Source organism: Escherichia sp. MAL-1, from assembly GCF_052948035.1.
The window spans coordinates 1,994,670-2,011,981 of sequence record NZ_CM129609.1 but is presented as its reverse complement, the minus strand read 5'-3'; the positions used below and the strand labels follow the sequence as shown (position 1 = coordinate 2,011,981).

Annotated in this window: 20 protein-coding genes, 3 tRNA genes and 2 pseudogenes; 9 read left to right on the top strand and 16 right to left on the bottom strand. The window is 47.8% G+C overall.

The features are described 5' to 3' along the window. Window positions 1-57 precede the first annotated feature (57 nt). Entirely contained in the window at window positions 58-1,047 is a 990-nt protein-coding gene (araF, locus tag ACU8XX_RS09750; protein WP_000548675.1) for an arabinose ABC transporter substrate-binding protein AraF, read from the bottom strand. A 796-nt stretch (window positions 1,048-1,843) separates the two neighbouring features. On the opposite strand from araF, the gene ACU8XX_RS09745 reads away from it, so the two are divergent. Further along, window positions 1,844-2,347 carry a non-heme ferritin-like protein gene (locus ACU8XX_RS09745; protein WP_000179463.1) on the top strand — a complete coding sequence of 168 codons (504 nt, stop codon included), beginning with the start codon at window positions 1,844-1,846 and terminating at the stop codon, window positions 2,345-2,347. Window positions 2,348-2,425: 78 nt separating this feature from the next. Here ACU8XX_RS09745 and yecJ read toward each other — a convergent pair whose 3' ends face one another. Continuing rightward, the gene (gene yecJ / locus ACU8XX_RS09740) at window positions 2,426-2,677 is read right to left on the bottom strand and encodes a DUF2766 family protein YecJ (RefSeq protein ID WP_000082127.1); all 252 of its coding nucleotides are present in this window, start codon (window positions 2,675-2,677) and stop codon (window positions 2,426-2,428) included. Window positions 2,678-2,791: 114 nt separating this feature from the next. Continuing rightward, window positions 2,792-2,878, bottom strand: a complete 87-nt coding sequence (azuC, locus tag ACU8XX_RS09735; RefSeq protein ID WP_010723106.1) for a stress response protein AzuC — start codon at window positions 2,876-2,878, stop codon at window positions 2,792-2,794. A gap of 262 nt (window positions 2,879-3,140) precedes the next feature. On the opposite strand from azuC, the gene ACU8XX_RS09730 reads away from it, so the two are divergent. Beyond that, window positions 3,141-3,464 (top strand): YecR-like lipofamily protein, encoded by a 324-nt coding sequence (locus ACU8XX_RS09730; protein ID WP_240765464.1) that lies wholly within the window; start codon window positions 3,141-3,143, stop codon window positions 3,462-3,464. A gap of 170 nt (window positions 3,465-3,634) precedes the next feature. After that, window positions 3,635-4,132, top strand: coding sequence for a non-heme ferritin (gene ftnA / locus ACU8XX_RS09725; RefSeq protein ID WP_000917208.1), 498 nt, complete (start codon window positions 3,635-3,637; stop codon window positions 4,130-4,132). 37 nt (window positions 4,133-4,169) lie between these two features. Here the strand turns inward: ftnA and ACU8XX_RS09720 are convergent, their stop codons facing one another. Beyond that, window positions 4,170-4,409, bottom strand: a complete 240-nt coding sequence (locus ACU8XX_RS09720; protein WP_016242207.1) for a YecH family metal-binding protein — start codon at window positions 4,407-4,409, stop codon at window positions 4,170-4,172. Between the two features lie 191 nt (window positions 4,410-4,600). On the opposite strand from ACU8XX_RS09720, the gene tyrP reads away from it, so the two are divergent. Next, entirely contained in the window at window positions 4,601-5,812 is a 1,212-nt protein-coding gene (gene tyrP, locus ACU8XX_RS09715; RefSeq protein WP_000797573.1) for a tyrosine transporter TyrP, read from the top strand. A gap of 61 nt (window positions 5,813-5,873) precedes the next feature. Here the strand turns inward: tyrP and yecA are convergent, their stop codons facing one another. Then, window positions 5,874-6,539, bottom strand: coding sequence for a UPF0149 family protein YecA (gene yecA, locus ACU8XX_RS09710; protein ID WP_000847902.1), 666 nt, complete (start codon window positions 6,537-6,539; stop codon window positions 5,874-5,876). A gap of 430 nt (window positions 6,540-6,969) precedes the next feature. Then, window positions 6,970-7,734, bottom strand: a pseudogene (locus tag ACU8XX_RS09705) (restriction endonuclease); the annotation flags it as partial. A gap of 55 nt (window positions 7,735-7,789) precedes the next feature. Between ACU8XX_RS09705 and ACU8XX_RS09700 the strand changes: the two are divergent. Further along, window positions 7,790-8,487, top strand: a protein-coding gene (locus ACU8XX_RS09700) for an IS1-like element IS1A family transposase (RefSeq protein ID WP_103215986.1) whose coding sequence is annotated in 2 segments (ribosomal slippage) — window positions 7,790-8,039 and window positions 8,039-8,487 — 699 coding nt in all. Because the reading frame shifts where the segments join, the coding sequence is not laid out codon by codon here. Here the strand turns inward: ACU8XX_RS09700 and ACU8XX_RS09695 are convergent. Both ACU8XX_RS09695 and ACU8XX_RS09690 read right to left on the bottom strand, forming a co-directional pair. Beyond that, window positions 8,481-9,491 (bottom strand): site-specific integrase, encoded by a 1,011-nt coding sequence (locus ACU8XX_RS09695; RefSeq protein WP_016242210.1) that lies wholly within the window; start codon window positions 9,489-9,491, stop codon window positions 8,481-8,483. The genes ACU8XX_RS09700 and ACU8XX_RS09695 overlap by 7 nt on opposite strands. A 201-nt stretch (window positions 9,492-9,692) precedes the next feature. Continuing rightward, a protein-coding gene (locus ACU8XX_RS09690; RefSeq protein WP_103215986.1) for an IS1-like element IS1A family transposase occupies window positions 9,693-10,390 on the bottom strand; the annotation gives its coding sequence in 2 pieces (ribosomal slippage) (window positions 9,693-10,141 and window positions 10,141-10,390; 699 coding nt in all). 54 nt (window positions 10,391-10,444) lie between these two features. Here ACU8XX_RS09690 and ACU8XX_RS09685 point away from each other — a divergent pair. Further along, window positions 10,445-11,089: pseudogene (locus tag ACU8XX_RS09685) on the top strand (hypothetical protein); the annotation flags it as partial. A 241-nt stretch (window positions 11,090-11,330) separates the two neighbouring features. On the opposite strand, the gene ACU8XX_RS09680 reads toward ACU8XX_RS09685, so the two are convergent. From ACU8XX_RS09680 to uvrY, 6 genes are all read right to left on the bottom strand, one after another. Continuing rightward, window positions 11,331-11,417: transfer RNA gene (locus tag ACU8XX_RS09680), tRNA-Leu, on the bottom strand. A gap of 12 nt (window positions 11,418-11,429) precedes the next feature. Next, window positions 11,430-11,503 (bottom strand) — tRNA-Cys (locus ACU8XX_RS09675). A gap of 53 nt (window positions 11,504-11,556) precedes the next feature. Continuing rightward, a tRNA-Gly gene (locus tag ACU8XX_RS09670) sits at window positions 11,557-11,632 on the bottom strand. 151 nt (window positions 11,633-11,783) lie between these two features. Beyond that, window positions 11,784-12,332: a CDP-diacylglycerol--glycerol-3-phosphate 3-phosphatidyltransferase gene (pgsA, locus tag ACU8XX_RS09665; RefSeq protein ID WP_001160187.1), complete on the bottom strand. Its 549-nt coding sequence runs from the start codon at window positions 12,330-12,332 to the stop codon at window positions 11,784-11,786. Between the two features lie 56 nt (window positions 12,333-12,388). Next, window positions 12,389-14,221 (bottom strand): excinuclease ABC subunit UvrC, encoded by a 1,833-nt coding sequence (uvrC, locus tag ACU8XX_RS09660; RefSeq protein WP_001283424.1) that lies wholly within the window; start codon window positions 14,219-14,221, stop codon window positions 12,389-12,391. Further along, complete coding sequence (gene uvrY, locus ACU8XX_RS09655; protein WP_000611328.1) at window positions 14,218-14,874, bottom strand: UvrY/SirA/GacA family response regulator transcription factor; 657 nt, start codon at window positions 14,872-14,874, stop codon at window positions 14,218-14,220. The genes uvrC and uvrY overlap by 4 nt, the downstream gene beginning before the upstream one ends. A gap of 141 nt (window positions 14,875-15,015) precedes the next feature. Here uvrY and ACU8XX_RS09650 point away from each other — a divergent pair, with 141 nt between their 5' ends. The 3 genes from ACU8XX_RS09650 to yecF are packed head-to-tail and all read left to right on the top strand — an operon-like array spanning window position 15,016 to window position 15,557. Continuing rightward, entirely contained in the window at window positions 15,016-15,132 is a 117-nt protein-coding gene (locus ACU8XX_RS09650) for a hypothetical protein (protein ID WP_001302039.1), read from the top strand. A gap of 37 nt (window positions 15,133-15,169) precedes the next feature. After that, window positions 15,170-15,346: a protein YecU gene (yecU, locus tag ACU8XX_RS09645; protein WP_000590344.1), complete on the top strand. Its 177-nt coding sequence runs from the start codon at window positions 15,170-15,172 to the stop codon at window positions 15,344-15,346. Further along, window positions 15,333-15,557 (top strand): DUF2594 family protein YecF, encoded by a 225-nt coding sequence (gene yecF, locus ACU8XX_RS09640; RefSeq protein WP_000106474.1) that lies wholly within the window; start codon window positions 15,333-15,335, stop codon window positions 15,555-15,557. Before yecU ends, yecF begins: the two co-directional genes overlap by 14 nt. A 67-nt stretch (window positions 15,558-15,624) precedes the next feature. Here yecF and sdiA read toward each other — a convergent pair whose 3' ends face one another. Then, window positions 15,625-16,347, bottom strand: coding sequence for a transcriptional regulator SdiA (sdiA, locus tag ACU8XX_RS09635; RefSeq protein WP_001154273.1), 723 nt, complete (start codon window positions 16,345-16,347; stop codon window positions 15,625-15,627). A 90-nt stretch (window positions 16,348-16,437) separates the two neighbouring features. Then, a protein-coding gene (locus tag ACU8XX_RS09630; protein WP_103215986.1) for an IS1-like element IS1A family transposase occupies window positions 16,438-17,135 on the bottom strand; the annotation gives its coding sequence in 2 pieces (ribosomal slippage) (window positions 16,438-16,886 and window positions 16,886-17,135; 699 coding nt in all). Window positions 17,136-17,312: the final 177 nt, after the last annotated feature.

Below are 17,312 nucleotides of genomic sequence, written 5' to 3'. Positions count from 1 at the left end.
AATCACTGGTCGTTCACACCCCCTCTGCATCATGCAGAGGGGAATTTTTCCGGCAAATTACTTACCGCCTAAACCTTTTTTCTCCAGTTCTTCTTTAAAGTTGTCACGCGTGATCAGTACCACGTCGGTAACTTCGGTAAATTTTGGCGGTTCAACGTCTTTTGCTACCCAGTTGTAAAGCATTTCGCTGGATTTATAGCCATGTACGTCCGGGCTTGGCAGCAGGGAACCGTAGAAGCCGGTTGCCTGTGCTTTAGACAGTTCGCTCACCGCATCCACACCGTTAATGCCAATGCCGATGATATCGGCCGCTTTAAAGCCCTGACCTTCCGTCGCGCGTACGCCGCCCAGCACGGTGCTGTCGTTCATACCGACGATCAGCCAATGTTTAACTTCCGGATGTTGAACCAGCATTGAGTTGGCAGCGTCAAATGCCCCCGGGATGTCGTTAGATTTGGTAGGTACCTGATAAATTTGTTTTTCCGGGAATCCGGCCGCTTTCAGCGCATCCATAGATCCCGTAGTACGGCGGCGGGCGGTATCCAGTTCGTTGGCGGTAATCGCCATCACCGCGCTTTCTTTGACATCCCAGCCACGTTTCTGCATCTCTTTATACAGTTCCTGGCCCTGACGTTCGCCAATTTTAGTCGCCGCCATCATCACCAGCGGAACGGTATCCATTGGCTTACCTTTGGCGTTAACAAACTGGTCATCCACGGCAATGACTTTCATATCGTAGCCACGCGCTTTCGCGACGATGGCAGAGCCGAGTTTGGGGTCCGGAGTACAAATAACGAAACCTTTTGCGCCACTGGCAGCCAGGCTGTCGATCGCGTTCAATGTTTTTTCGCCATCCGGCACGGCAATCTTAATAACCTCAAACCCTAAATCCTTCCCGGCTTTATCGGCAAACTTCCATTCGGTCTGGAACCACGGCTCTTCCGGTTGCTTCACCAGAAAACCGAGCTTCAGGTTCTCCGCCATAGCGGATTGTGACATAACGGCTGCCAGACCAATGGCTGCCAGGGCTTTAGTAAATTTGTGCATGGTTCTCTCCAGCTTTAGTGTCGTTTTGTGTAGGGCAAAAACGAATGACATTCGTTAAATTAATCGGAAAACAAAGCATTACCTTTTAACTAAAAGATAAGTGACTGTGTTGACATAGTTTTAGCGAGAAATTAATTCTCCATAGGAGAGCAATATCACATCGCAGAATTACAGTGAGAACGTGCATAAATTTAGCGGGAAAAGACATAAGGGAAAGCCAATTTGTCAGACAAATTGTCGAATGCACAGCAGATTAATCCATAAGATTAGCCTGGAAATCCTTGTTGTCTTTGGTACCCATGCGGGATGTCTTCTTTTTAACCAGTCAATAGGCCGCATTACCTGGCGTTGAGTTTTTGAAATGGTGTAATAACCGCAACTCAAAGATGTGGAAAATGCACGTCATTCATTTCGTCATTAATTATCACTGTGCTCATTAATTAACAGAACACGTATAATGAGAGCCATCTCGCAAAAATGAAAAAACGTTTTATAAAATCATCACTTCATCATGAATTCAAATTCATTGATTAATATCAACAAGATACAAAAAGCACTATCATTAAAATTCATTGCAGTTACATTGATTTCATCAATGAAATGTAAAAATATATAAACTTGATGATTTAAGCATTTTCTTATACCCGTTCAGACGTTATTCTTATTTCAGATCATCGTCAGAATTGACTCCACGATCACATTTCGGACCGGCAGAAAGGAATTATTCTGCAAACAGTAATTATGGTGTTTTGATTTATCTTGCACCTCTCCACTTCTGGATATAAGGATATTAGGTATGGCAACCGCTGGAATGCTTCTCAAACTCAACTCTCAAATGAACCGCGAGTTTTACGCATCCAATCTCTACCTTCACCTGAGTAACTGGTGTTCTGAACAGAGTCTGAACGGCACCGCCACTTTCCTTCGCGCCCTGGCACAGAGTAATGTGACCCAAATGATGCGCATGTTTAACTTTATGAAGAGTGTCGGCGCTACCCCCATCGTTAAAGCCATTGATGTTCCCGGTGAAAAACTGAACTCTCTGGAAGAACTGTTCCAAAAAACGATGGAAGAATACGAGCAACGTTCTAGTACGTTGGCACAGTTAGCCGATGAAGCGAAAGAACTGAATGATGATTCAACCGTCAATTTCCTGCGCGATCTGGAAAAAGAACAGCAGCATGATGGTCTGTTGCTGCAAACCATTCTTGATGAAGTGCGCAGTGCGAAACTTGCGGGTATGTGCCCTGTGCAGACCGACCAACATGTTCTGAATGTCGTGTCACACCAGCTGCATTGATCATCATCGGCGCTAATGCATTGCGCCGATGAAGGTTTTGAGAAACCGCTGCCTCATCTGTTTGAAGCAGCGGTTTTTTTAATGGGATTCACCCTGTGGGGTAAACTTGAGTTCAATAAGCGCGATGGCTTTTTGGATTGCCCGCATGGTGACCGGGTCTGCGGCGGCGGGATGGTTAGTAAAGTCGATATTCTTCAGCTGACTGGACATTTTTTCACGAACTTCAACGGGCGCGATTACATCGAGAACATCCAGAATTTGTTTGATAACCAACTGGCAAGCAACCACATCAGAAACCAGTTCCTGATCGGCATTCAGCGGCTGGGACATCGTAAACTCCTGATAGCATTTTGAAAGCCGTTATAGTAGCGGCTTCACATCTTCAGCGATAGTCACATCCACCGTCATCAGGACACAAAAAAACCTGCCGGAGCAGGTTTTTTGTTATCGGAACATATTGCCTGGCGGTACGTCTTTGAACGTCTTGCAATAGTTATTGAACATACTTTTCAGGATTTTGCGCAGTTTCATCGCGGCACTCCGACCATTTGTTATACAGGTGTTATTGTCTTTGCGCTTATAATATGACAACCATCACAAAAATCAATCTTTATGTGATGCAAATCACATAAATACCCCTTTAATGTTATAAAAATGATAATCAAAAAACAGCCCCCCTATTTCTGACACCTACAGATGGCAAGAAATAGCGCCTGCCAGGCGTCTTTTCTGGCCATTGTCGCAGCACTGTAACGCGTAAAATAGTGCTTTCTCTTACTCTTCTGGCTGGACCATGAGACTTCTGATTCTGACTCTTTCATTAATAACGCTGGCGGGGTGTACGGTTACTCGCCAAGCCCATGTGAGCGAAGTTGACGCGGCAACAGGTATTGTACGGTTAGTTTATGACCAGGCTTTTTTGCAGCATGCCCATACCGATCGTTATGTCAGTCGCGGGATCGCCGATCGCGCATGCCAGCAGGAAGGCTATACCCACGCGGTCCCCTTTGGTCAGCCAGTAGGCAACTGTAGCCTTTTTGCGGGTTCCTTATGTTTGAATACGGAATTCACTTTGTCATATCAGTGCCATCATTCCGCCTTCCCTATCTTTCTCTAAATATTTTAATCAGCGAGGGGATCTTCGCTGATTAAAGAAATAGCGGTAATGCGTTTTATTCCCATTCGTATTTTTAATAATTGAAGTTTATATTTTACCTTTTGCAAATAATAAAATAACAAATTATAGTGACGCCACAGCAACAAATATAACCTTTGTGGAGCACTATCATGCTGAAACCAGAAATGATTGAAAAACTTAATGAGCAGATGAACCTGGAACTGTACTCTTCACTGCTTTATCAGCAAATGAGCGCCTGGTGCAGCTATCATACCTTCGAAGGTGCTGCCGCGTTCCTGCGCCGTCACGCCCAGGAAGAGATGACGCATATGCAGCGTCTGTTTGATTACCTGACTGATACCGGCAATTTACCGCGTATTAATACCGTTGAATCTCCGTTTGCTGAATATTCCTCACTTGATGAATTATTCCAGGAAACCTATAAACACGAACAATTAATCACGCAGAAAATTAACGAACTGGCTCATGCTGCAATGACCAATCAGGACTACCCAACATTTAATTTCCTGCAATGGTATGTTTCTGAGCAGCATGAAGAAGAGAAACTGTTCAAATCGATTATTGATAAATTAAGCCTGGCAGGCAAAAGCGGCGAAGGTCTGTATTTTATCGACAAAGAACTCTCTACCCTCGACACACAAAACTAATGCTCTCAGGCGGCAGGTTTTCTGCCGCCGTTTCAAATCAGTGACGGCAAATCTTACTCTGATCGGTCGAAAAACCGTCTTCTGAAGGTATAAATTTGCCTTTTGCTGCCAGAAACTCTACCAGCTCTCCCGCAGTCATCCCTTCTGCCGAGCAGGTGTGAAAACGTGCCTGTTCACCAAAACGCGCTTTAATTGCTGCTTCCAGACTGGCATGCGTATATTGCTCGCCTGATTCAATCATCATATTTAACACTTCATGACCGTGAATAGAGTCCATCGTTCCTCCTCAAAAAAAAGCCTAGCGTAGCGATTACCGCTTATGAAGACTTTGCGCCAGCGCAGGACTGAATGCTTTTTATTGTACATTTATATTTACACCATATGTAACGTCGGTTTGACGAAGCAGCCGTTATGCCTTAACCTGCGCCGCAGATATCACTCATAAAGATCGTCAGGACAGAAGAAAGCGTGAAAAACAGAACCCTGGGAAGTGTTTTTATCGTGGCGGGAACCACAATTGGCGCAGGCATGCTGGCAATGCCGCTGGCTGCGGCCGGTGTTGGTTTTAGCGTTACGTTAATCTTGTTGATTGGGCTTTGGGCGTTGATGTGCTACACGGCGCTATTACTGCTGGAGGTGTACCAGCATGTTCCGGCAGATACCGGTCTGGGCACGCTGGCAAAACGCTATCTGGGACGCTACGGTCAATGGCTGACGGGCTTCAGTATGATGTTCTTAATGTATGCTCTGACTGCGGCATACATCAGCGGTGCCGGTGAATTGTTGGCCTCCAGCATCAGCGACTGGACAGGTATTTCAATGTCGGCAACCGCTGGCGTGCTGTTGTTCACTTTTGTTGCCGGTGGCGTGGTTTGTGTTGGAACATCGCTGGTCGATTTATTTAACCGTTTTCTGTTCAGCGCCAAAATTATTTTTCTGGTGGTGATGCTGGTATTGCTGCTACCGCATATTCACAAAGTGAATCTTTTAACCCTGCCGTTGCAACAGGGGCTGGCTCTGTCAGCAATCCCGGTGATTTTTACCTCATTTGGTTTTCACGGTAGCGTGCCGAGTATTGTCAGCTATATGGATGGCAACGTTCGTAAGCTACGCTGGGTGTTTATAACCGGTAGTGCGATCCCCCTGGTGGCATATATTTTCTGGCAGGTGGCAACGCTTGGCAGCATTGATTCAACAACCTTTATGGGATTGCTGGCTAATCATGCTGGATTAAACGGGCTGTTACAGGCGTTACGCGAAATGGTGGCCTCTCCGCATGTTGAGCTGGCAGTGCATTTATTTGCTGATTTAGCCCTCGCCACGTCATTTCTCGGCGTTGCGTTAGGCTTATTTGATTATCTGGCTGATTTATTTCAGCGTTCAAATACCGTTGGTGGACGGTTGCAAACTGGTGCAATTACCTTTCTGCCGCCGTTGGCGTTTGCACTGTTTTATCCACGAGGATTTGTGATGGCGCTGGGTTACGCCGGTGTGGCGCTGGCGGTACTGGCATTGATTATCCCTTCGCTGTTGACCTGGCAAAGCAGAAAGCACAATCCTCAGGCGGGTTACCGGGTGAAAGGTGGTCGTCCGGCGCTGGTGGTGGTGTTTCTCTGTGGTATTGCTGTGATTGGCGTGCAATTTTTGATTGCAGCAGGGTTGTTACCAGAAGTGGGGTGATCAGATAGCCTCAAATTCCTTATTGGGTGCCAGAATTAACGCTGACACCCAATTTGACCTCTTAATGCAGGCAGCACTGCTTAAATTTCTTACCACTACCGCACGGGCAAGGATCGTTACGCCCCGGTTTCTCTTCTGCTTTGATCGGTTGCTGAACAGCTTTTTCCTGCGGATGCGCCATCCAGTACGCATGTAGATCAAGCGCCGCCAGTCGAATGGCATCTACGCTCTCTTCAAACGCTTCTGGCGACATTTTCTCTACCCGCTCGAAGTTTTCCTCAGTACCGTGCAGCGCAATCGCCTCCAGCGCTGGTTTTAACGAATCGGGCAACGTTGACCAGTCAGAAAGTGCCACGCCCCGCATATAGCCAAAGCACCACTCCTCAACAATCGTCAGCTCGCTGCCATCAACTTCTCGCAAGCCGAATAACGGCTCAAACTGCTCCGGGAATTCGTTTAGACGCTCTGCGGTATCGGCCATATGTTGAAAAGCCAGATTCATAAAGCGCGTCATCTCTTTCTCTGACGCCCAGCGCGGCACATAGTCAGCCCCACCCCACACGGCAACCAGCCACTGTTCCGGTTCAATCTCTTGCGGAGAACTCAACACCGCCGTCAATAAACCGTCCAGCTCCGCCACATCAAGGATGGCGTGGTCAGTGTTGTATTTGGTCAGAATATCGTCCAGCCATTCCAACTCACTTTCGTTTAACGGTCCCGTTTTCATACGCTTTTCCTTGTGGATCTCAACTCGCCAGCACCTATCTTACATGCCGGTCCGTATCAGAGATACTTTTTGAGTGGCTTTGCCGGTGATTAAAAATTAAGGAGGGTGTAACGACAAGTTGCAGGCACAAAAAAACCACCCGAAGGTGGTTTCACGACACTGCTTATTGCTTTGATTTTATTCTTATCTTTCCCATGGTACCCGGAGCGGGACTTGAACCCGCACAGCGCGAACGCCGAGGGATTTTAAATTCTACGCAGGATCAATGAGTTACATAGCAGTGCATTGCGAAACTTTGCTGTAATTGTTTACTCATTTTACTGTAATTGGCAGTAAATAGATAGACTTGGATAACTTTGAGCACAGAATCTGCACAGGTAAGTCCCCTCTCACGGAGGCCTACCTGTGCTATATCTATATGACTGCAAAGTTACGAGTTTGACTGGAAATCTTCAATTATCTTCTGATTGTAATCATCCAGATACTTTTGCAGTTCATCCCTGTCGATCAGACGTACCAAGGCTGATTCAGCTAACTCTTTCGCAGAGCGAGTGAAGTAGGAATTAGTCACAACCATCGCCTCATCACAACCATAGAATGTTTTAGCAGAGATCACCTGCTGCACCGCCGAGTTACCTACAGAACCAGAATAATTTTTCGCCTGAATAACCATATCCTTACCAAATCGAGTGACGAAGAGATCTGCCCCCTGATCTTGCGTTCTCTTGGTTTCTTTGACGTCATAGCCCATAGTCTGGAATACTTCCACAAGGAAATCTTCAAACTGGAAACCGTCCATTGCATCAACTAAATACATGGTGACGAATTTGTTAGGGTTAAAATGTTCGAGCCGTGTAGCTAATCTATCAACCAGAATATCAAAATAAATATGTTCGCACACAGCTAAGTATTTTTTAACTTCATCAAATGAAACTAAAGGAACACCAGGCGTAGCCTCCGCTTTTTCATTGAACTCTACTGATGAGAACTCTATTTTATTGCTCCATATATAGAATAGAAACAATGAAAGATCTGCCCTAAAAGTGGTACCCGCTTCCTCAATCCATGACTTCAAGGATTCAGTAAGTGTAGATTTAATATGCCGTTTAACTTCCTTAGCGAAACCATAATAAAGAGCGTTAAATGACGTGGTAAGGAGTAATTTATCTAATAGCTCAGGTAACTCTTCAAGCTCGGTGATGCTGCCAACTTACTGATTTAGTGTATGATGGTGTTTTTGAGGTGCTCCAGTGGCTTCTGTTTCTATCAGCTGTCCCTCCTGTTCAGCTACTGACGGGGTGGTGCGTAACGGCAAAAGCACCGCCGGACATCAGCGCTATCTCTGCTCTCACTGCCGTAAAACATGGCAACTGCAGTTCACTTACACCGCTTCTCAACCCGGTACGCACCAGAAAATCATTGATATGGCCATGAATGGCGTTGGATGCCGGGCAACAGCCCGCATTATGGGCGTTGGCCTCAACACGATTTTACGTCACTTAAAAAACTCAGGCCGCAGTCGGTAACCTCGCGCATACAGCCGGGCAGTGACGTCATCGTCTGCGCGGAAATGGACGAACAGTGGGGCTATGTCGGGGCTAAATCGCGCCAGCGCTGGCTGTTTTACGCGTATGACAGGCTCCGGAAGACGGTTGTTGCGCACGTATTCGGTGAACGCACTATGGCGACGCTGGGGCGTCTTATGAGCCTGCTGTCACCCTTTGACGTGGTGATATGGATGACGGATGGCTGGCCGCTGTATGAATCCCGCCTGAAGGGAAAGCTGCACGTAATCAGCAAGCGATATACGCAGCGAATTGAGCGGCATAACCTGAATCTGAGGCAGCACCTGGCACGGCTGGGACGGAAGTCGCTGTCGTTCTCAAAATCGGTGGAGCTGCATGACAAAGTCATCGGGCATTATCTGAACATAAAACACTATCAATAAGTTGGAGTCATTACCTTCTTGTCTATACCGCACTGTGCCAGTATTTTTTCATATGCCCATCGGGGTTCCGATATCGGTTTGCCATTATCCTTAATGGCGAACAGATACGGATTACTGCCAACTCGTGGGATAGCATCAATAATCGATAATGCGGCATCGCTTAGATATACCGTCCGACTGCGACCATTTTTTGTATAAGGAATGAACAGAGTACGATTGGCCCGGTCGATATGTTCATGCCTGACATTAAGCATTTCTGATTTGCGTGTACCGGTTAACAACAACATGGCTATCAATCCCCCGGCAGCTTTGTTGGGATATTGGGTAGCAGCGTCAAGAATGCGCCTGATCTCATCAGCATCAAAAAAGCGCGTCCGCTGATTATTCTCTTTCAGTAAAGGGATCTTATCGGCTTCATTCTTTTCCAGCACATCCTGTCGCAACGCATAACGCCCCATCGTTTTCAGAATAGCAAGGGCTCTGTTACAGGTAGACGGCGCATATTGCTGCCCGTGAATACGCCCCTCCAGCATGTCAAACAGCACCTGTTGTATCTCTCTGGCCCTGAGATCGCAGTAACGTATCTTTCCCAGACGAGGTTCAATGTATTGCGTGAAACGCTGAACATCCTTATCCCATGACTTTTTATGGCGCTTTATATAAGGAACATAGGTTTGATGGAAAAACTCACCAAGTGTTGGCATCGCGCGGTAGTTATCTCGCTCCGCTTTAGGGTCATTTCCCAGCGCAATCGCTTCTTTGTGACGACGGGCTATTTGCCGGGCTGTTCCCACATCAATTTCAGGAAATCTGCCAATACTGATACTTTTTTTGGTACCGTGGAATGTATACCGCAGAAGGAAGCGCTTGTTGCCTGTTCGACCTGAGAGGCACTTGAGTCCAATAACTTCGGTATCAGATACCTCTAGCTCTGTAGATCGGGTATCTGTGTTTGCCGGAAGGGCTTTGATGGATGAATTGGTGAATCGGAAGGATTTTTGCATATTTATCCTCATGTATCTGATTGATATCATGAAAATAATATATATCTGAAGGTGTTTTTATTACGGGGCAGGATTGAAGAATGGAAAAGCTATTAGACGCGTACAAACGGATATTGCAGGAAGTTAACGCCCAGTCATTTAACCTGAATGAGGATAAATACTCAGGCGTATTTTTACCCGTGCCCTGGTAATGACTCTAACTTATTGATAGTGTTTTATGTTCAGATAATGCCCGATGACTTTGTCATGCAGCTCCACCGATTTTGAGAACGACAGCGACTTCCGTCCCAGCCGTGCCAGGTGCTGCCTCAGATTCAGGTTATGCCGCTCAATTCGCTGCGTATATCGCTTGCTGATTACGTGCAGCTTTCCCTTCAGGCGGGATTCATACAGCGGCCAGCCATCCGTCATCCATATCACCACGTCAAAGGGTGATAGCAGGCTCATAAGACGCCCCAGCGTCGCCATAGTGCGTTCACCGAATACGTGCGCAACAACCGTCTTCCGGAGCCTGTCATACGCGTAAAACAGCCAGCGCTGGCGCGATTTAGCCCCGACATAGCCCCACTGTTCGTCCATTTCCGCGCAGACGATGACGTCACTGCCCGGCTGTATGCGCGAGGTTACCGACTGCGGCCTGAGTTTTTTAAGTGACGTAAAATCGTGTTGAGGCCAACGCCCATAATGCGGGCTGTTGCCCGGCATCCAACGCCATTCATGGCCATATCAATGATTTTCTGGTGCGTACCGGGTTGAGAAGCGGTGTAAGTGAACTGCAGTTGCCATGTTTTACGGCAGTGAGAGCAGAGATAGCGCTGATGTCCGGCGGTGCTTTTGCCGTTACGCACCACCCCGTCAGTAGCTGAACAGGAGGGACAGCTGATAGAAACAGAAGCCACTGGAGCACCTCAAAAACACCATCATACACTAAATCAGTAAGTTGGCAGCATCACCCCGTGCCCTTTGAAGAATACTGGCATTCACCGGTAAAAATCATGCTGGTTGGACGTGAAACCGCAGGCTGGAATACGCTGAATGGTAAGAATACGATACCACGGGTGTTGGGACTTATACCTGACGTCACCATCGGGCAGGTGGTTGAAGAAGCTGTAGATCGTTACAGGAAACATCTTCCGGTACAAAATTATGGCACCGCCAACCTCAAATCACGTAGCCGCTTCACGCAATATCATTTCAGGCTGGCCCGGGAGCTTAATATTCCTCCCCAGGCAATCGTGTATGCCAATCTACTGGCGTGGGATTACGACGGACTGACCCCTCTCAATCGCCCTCAAAATGAAGTGCAGGAAGTTATATTAGCCTCGCTGAAGCTGCTGGCGGTACAAATTAAACACCTTGAGCCTGATTTCATCATCTTTGCATCTGGAGCCCGGAGAACAGACTACATCATAAAACAGGTGCTTACTGAGCTGGGCGGCTATGAGACTTCTGCAGTCATTCCGGGGAAGCTATGGGAGTTCAAAACAGGTAATGCAATCTGTTTCAGAATTGCCCATCCAAGGGCTATACGCGGACACAAGAAGTACAGAGATGAGGTGATTGCACGAATTAAGCAACTTTGTACTCAGGGTGGCTAGAGCATTACAGTTTGCTCAGCAGGCCCCCCTTCCCGGAAGAGTACCGGAAAACAGGCAAAGCGGCCTGGTTCTCTATGCTGGAGGCGACACGTTCAATTCGGCATTGCCAGGCTGTAGATTGCAGCTCATTGCACCCCGTGAGCACAGGATATGCACAGGGCGTGAATTGCATGCACAAAAAAACCACCCGGAGGTGGTTTCACGACACTGCTTATTGCTTTGATTATTCTGATGTTTCCCATGGTACCCGGAGTGGGACTTGAACCCACACAGCGCGAACGCCGAGGGATTTTAAATCCCTTGTGTCTACCGATTCCACCATCCGGGCTCGGGAAGAAAGTGGAGGCGCGTTCCGGAGTCGAACCGGACTAGACGGATTTGCAATCCGCTACATAACCGCTTTGTTAACGCGCCAAATTCTTCAGGCCTTTCAGCCAGACATCCGCTGACGCCGATGTCTTTTAAACTGGAGCGGGAAACGAGACTCGAACTCGCGACCCCGACCTTGGCAAGGTCGTGCTCTACCAACTGAGCTATTCCCGCATTCATCAAGCAATCAGTTAATCACTTGATTTTATTATCGTCTGGCAATCAGTGCCGCCGTTCGATGCGTTGCATTCTACTTACCTGGCGCGATGAGTCAACGATATTTTTCACCACTTTTGATCGTTTGCTGAAAATTGCGCCGAAACGATCACTGATCAAGCAAATCTGCACGCGCAGCGCTCAAATATTGCAACATTGACCACAGAGTCAGTACCGCAGCCACAAAGAAAAGTGCAATACCGGCGTACTCAACCCAAATGTTCGGACGCCACAGCAGCCAGGCCAACGCCACCATCTGGGCAGTGGTTTTCACTTTCCCAATCCAGGAGACAGCCACGCTACTGCGTTTACCCAACTCCGCCATCCATTCGCGTAGCGCAGAAATAATAATTTCACGGGCGATCATCGTTGCCGCCGGTAAGGTCACCCACCAGCTGTGATAATGCTCGGTTACCAGCACCATGGCGATAGCCACGAGAACTTTATCTGCTACAGGGTCAAGGAAAGCACCAAACCGGGTACTCTGGTTCCAGCGGCGTGCCAGAAAACCATCGAACCAGTCAGTTACCGCCGCGACGCAGAAAATGAGCGCGGCGGCAAACGGCGACCAGGTGACAGGCAGATAAAAGACCAATACAAAGAATGGGATAAGGATGACACGGAACAGTGTAAGCAACGTAGGGATATTAAATTGCATAATGACGGGTAACTATCTGTTGTCAGTAAGATTACCCCTATGTTGCTACAGAGACATCAATGTTTCAACGACCAGAAGATCTTTTCTGCCAGACCTTGCGAAATACCCGGCACTTTTGCAATTTCCTCGACGCTGGCGTTACGTAAACCTTGCAAACCGCCCATATATTTCAACAACATTTGCCGGCGTTTTGGCCCGACGCCTTCAATGGTTTCCAGGGAACTGGTATTTTTGACCTTCGCCCGTTTTTTACGGTGCCCGCCAATCGCGTGATCGTGTGATTCATCGCGAATATGCTGGATAACATGCAGCGCGGGAGAATCTGGCGGCAAACTGAATCCCTCACCTTCCGGCTCAAAGAACAGCGTTTCCAGCCCAGCCTTACGATCTACTCCTTTGGCAACGCCAAGTAGCAGCGGATGATTTTTATCCCATGAGACATCCAGTTCGGCGAAGACATTTTTCGCCTGCGCAAGCTGGCCTTTGCCGCCGTCGATAAGTATCACATCCGGGATCTTACTGTCGTCGATGGCTTTACCATAACGCCGACGCAGCACCTGATTCATCGCCGCATAATCATCGCCCGGCGTGATGCCAGTAATGTTATAGCGCCGATACTCCGCACGCAGCGGGCCGTTAGCATCAAACACCACACAGGAAGCGACGGTTTGTTCACCCATGGTATGGCTGATGTCAAAGCACTCCATCCGCTTCACTTCCGGCAATTTCAACACACTGGCAAGTGCTGTAAGCCGCTGGTGAACGGTAGATTGCTGCGAAAGTTTGCTGGTTAAGGCCGTCGCCGCATTGGTGCGCGCGAGTTTCAGATAACGCGCCCGATCGCCGCGAGGTTTGGTTTGAACATTAATCTTGCGTCCCGCCAGTTCTGAAAGGGAATCGGCGAGCAGCGTTTTATCGCTAAGATTAAAATCGAGCAGGATCTCACCCGGTAAGGTGCGCATCTGGCTGCCTTGTAAATAGAACTGACCTACGAAGGTTTCTACCACCTCGCTCAGTTCCGTACCGCCAGGCACTTTCGGGAAATAGCTGCGGCTGCCGAGCACTTTGCCCTGACGAATGAACAATACGTGGACACAAGCCATGCCCGCATCGAACGCCACACCAATAACGTCGAGGTCGTCGCCGGTATTGGAAACGAATTGTTTTTCGGTGACGCGTCGCACCGCCTGAATTTGGTCGCGAATACGTGCCGCTTCTTCAAACTCCAGATTCTGGCTGGCAGTTTCCATACGACTAATGAGTTGCGTAAGCACCTGATCATCTTTGCCAGACAAAAACAGGCGCACATACTCGACCTGCTGAGCGTATTCTTCTTCACTCACCAGTCCTTCAACGCACGGTCCCAGACAGCGCCCTATCTGATATTGCAGACACGGACGCGAGCGATTGCGATAAACACTATTTTCGCACTGGCGAATGGGGAAAATCTTTTGCAGTAGCGCCAGTGTTTCACGTACGGCATAGCCATTCGGGAACGGGCCGAAATATTCACCTTTGGCATGCTTCGCACCACGATGCATCGCCAGACGCGGGTGGGTATCGCCACTCAGGAAGATAAAAGGATAAGATTTATCATCGCGTAGCAAAACGTTGTAACGCGGCTGATAGAGTTTGATGTAGTTGTGTTCCAGCAACAGCGCTTCGGTTTCTGTATGAGTAACCGTTACATCAATTTGCTGGATCTGGGCGACCAGCGCTTCGGTTTTGCGCGAAGCGAGGTTGCTACGGAAATAGCTGGAAAGCCGTTTTTTCAGGTCTTTCGCTTTGCCGACATAGATAACCGTACCACCAGCATCGTACATGCGATAAACGCCTGGCTGGCTGGTTACGGTTTTTAAAAACGCTTTTGCGTCAAACTGATCACTCACTGACTTGATAATGTCTCCGCATTACACAGACCATGGCGAATTGCCAGGTGAGTCAGCTCAACATCGCCATGAATGTTTAGTTTACTGAACATACGATAGCGGTAGCTGTTCACCGTTTTCGGACTGAGATTGAGCTGTTCTGAGATCTCATTGACCTTCTGGCCCTTGGTGATCATCAGCATAATCTGCAATTCACGTTCAGACAAACTGGCAAATGGGCTTTCTGTTTTTTCTGGTTCGATCTGGCTTAACGCCATTTGTTGAGCGATGTCAGAAGCAATGTAACGCTGCCCTGAATAGACAGAACGAATCGCACTCACGACTTCCTGCGGAGCCGCGCCTTTGCTGAGGTAGCCCGCAGCACCGGCCTGCATGACTTTCGCTGGTAAAGGGTTTTCTGTATGGACGGTAAGCATGATGATTTTGACATCAGCTGTGGAACGCGCGATTTTACGCGTCGCCTCAAGACCGCCAATGCCCGGCATACTCATGTCCATTAGCACCACGTCAACGGCATTTGCCCGACACCACTTAACGGCGTCTTCACCGCACGATGCCTCACCGACGACTTTTATACCCTTTATATCTTCCAGAATGCGTCGTATCCCTGCGCGCACCAGTTCGTGGTCATCAACAAGTAGAACGTTGATCAAAGGAATATCTCCAGAAATAGGGATAACGCTACTGATAGTTAGTCATTCGTATATTAGCGGTTTTTATTGCAACTTTGAAACGTTAAAAATGGTGGGTATTCGATTTTTCTCTCGTTTTTGTCAATTCGATTGTCCACAGTTATGGTCACGCCCGTCACCAACGGCTTACCGGATCGTTTCACAGTAAGCCCTGCGACGAAATGTGACAAAAATTACCTTTATTCAGCAAAAATGAAAATCAGCCCGCTGAATATGTAACATTAATTAACCCGAACAATACGGGCAAAAAACATTCATGATAAAAATATTTATTGGTCATTATATTAACGCATTTAATAGCACCGTTGACGATACGCTCAAAAAACAACCACTGCTATTTTTAGCAAAGCTTATGGTATACTCCGCCGCCTTAACATTTTTCACCGCAAATTTTCATTGCAACATGACGAGGAAAATAAATGAGTACGCCTGATTTTTCTACTGCCGAGAATAATCAAGAACTGGCAAATGAAGTCTCCTGCCTGAAAGCGATGCTGACGCTGATGCTGCAGGCGATGGGACAAGCTGACGCGGGCCGCGTGATGTTAAAGATGGAAAAACAGCTTGCGCTGATCGAAGACGAAACCCAGGCTGCAGTATTTTCCAAAACGGTTAAGCAAATTAAACAAGCCTACCGTCAGTAATATAAAACCGGCTGATAGCGTGCCTTTCAGCCGGTTTTTGCATCTGGCACGCAGGACAGAAAAGAGATCAAATTAAGCCAGTAGCGGCCGCGTAACAGGCAACCTGGGTCTTATTCGGTGCATTGATTTTTTTCTGCATGTTTTTCTGATGGAAATTGACCGTATTCTCAGAGATTGACAAAATCATCGCTATCTCTGCTGATGTCTTCCCTTCCGCCGTCCATTTCAAAATTTCTTTTTCGCGCTTGCTGAAATTCATCTCTGGCGTCATCACTATTTCATCATTTAAACGCATCAGAGCCATCAGACTTTCGCGCACCAGTAACTGCATTTTTAATTGCAGTTCATCACTAAGAATGGGTATTTCGCGCGCGCTGCTACGGGAAAAGGACAAAAAGCCCAGCGCCCGGTTTGGCAGCATTAAATACTGAGTGACACCGCGGCGTAAACCATGTGCGCGCGCGGCTTCCCATAACGGCTGTGCTTCGCTGAATAAGTCATCATTCCACATTAAATGGCCCTGACTAAAGTTTTCAGGGTTCAGCACCGGATCAATTGCGAGAAAGTTTTTTGCCTGATAATAACTAACCCACGCCTCAGGGTAATTGGTGTAGAAAGCCACTTTAGGTCGCGTGAATGGTACCGGGTGGCGAACACATAACGAATAGTAATCGTACTCTAGCTGCTGAGCCTGAAGCTCTATTTCATGGTAGACCTCTTCTGCGGCCTCCATCCTCTGAAAACGCAACAGCATCGTGCGACGCCAGCTGAAAAAATCCGTATCCTGCATAGTAAACCGCAACGCCCCTGAGAGTGAGTATCATTTATAATGATAATTCAAACTATCACATAAATAAGATTTATAGGTAATGACTCTAACTTATTGATAGTGTTTTATGTTCAGATAATGCCCGATGACTTTGTCATGCAGCTCCACCGATTTTGAGAACGACAGCGACTTCCGTCCCAGCCGTGCCAGGTGCTGCCTCAGATTCAGGTTATGCCGCTCAATTCGCTGCGTATATCGCTTGCTGATTACGTGCAGCTTTCCCTTCAGGCGGGATTCATACAGCGGCCAGCCATCCGTCATCCATATCACCACGTCAAAGGGTGACAGCAGGCTCATAAGACGCCCCAGCGTCGCCATAGTGCGTTCACCGAATACGTGCGCAACAACCGTCTTCCGGAGCCTGTCATACGCGTAAAACAGCCAGCGCTGGCGCGATTTAGCCCCGACATAGCCCCACTGTTCGTCCATTTCCGCGCAGACGATGACGTCACTGCCCGGCTGTATGCGCGAGGTTACCGACTGCGGCCTGAGTTTTTTAAGTGACGTAAAATCGTGTTGAGGCCAACGCCCATAATGCGGGCTGTTGCCCGGCATCCAACGCCATTCATGGCCATATCAATGATTTTCTGGTGCGTACCGGGTTGAGAAGCGGTGTAAGTGAACTGCAGTTGCCATGTTTTACGGCAGTGAGAGCAGAGATAGCGCTGATGTCCGGCGGTGCTTTTGCCGTTACGCACCACCCCGTCAGTAGCTGAACAGGAGGGACAGCTGATAGAAACAGAAGCCACTGGAGCACCTCAAAAACACCATCATACACTAAATCAGTAAGTTGGCAGCATCACCAGATTTATATATAATTTATATTATTCAGGCAATGAATTACTTTTGCAAGCCATCGCATTCTCTTATGTTATTAATGAGTTATGCTGATTTGTTAAGCTGTTTTATCACGCTTGAAATGGCGT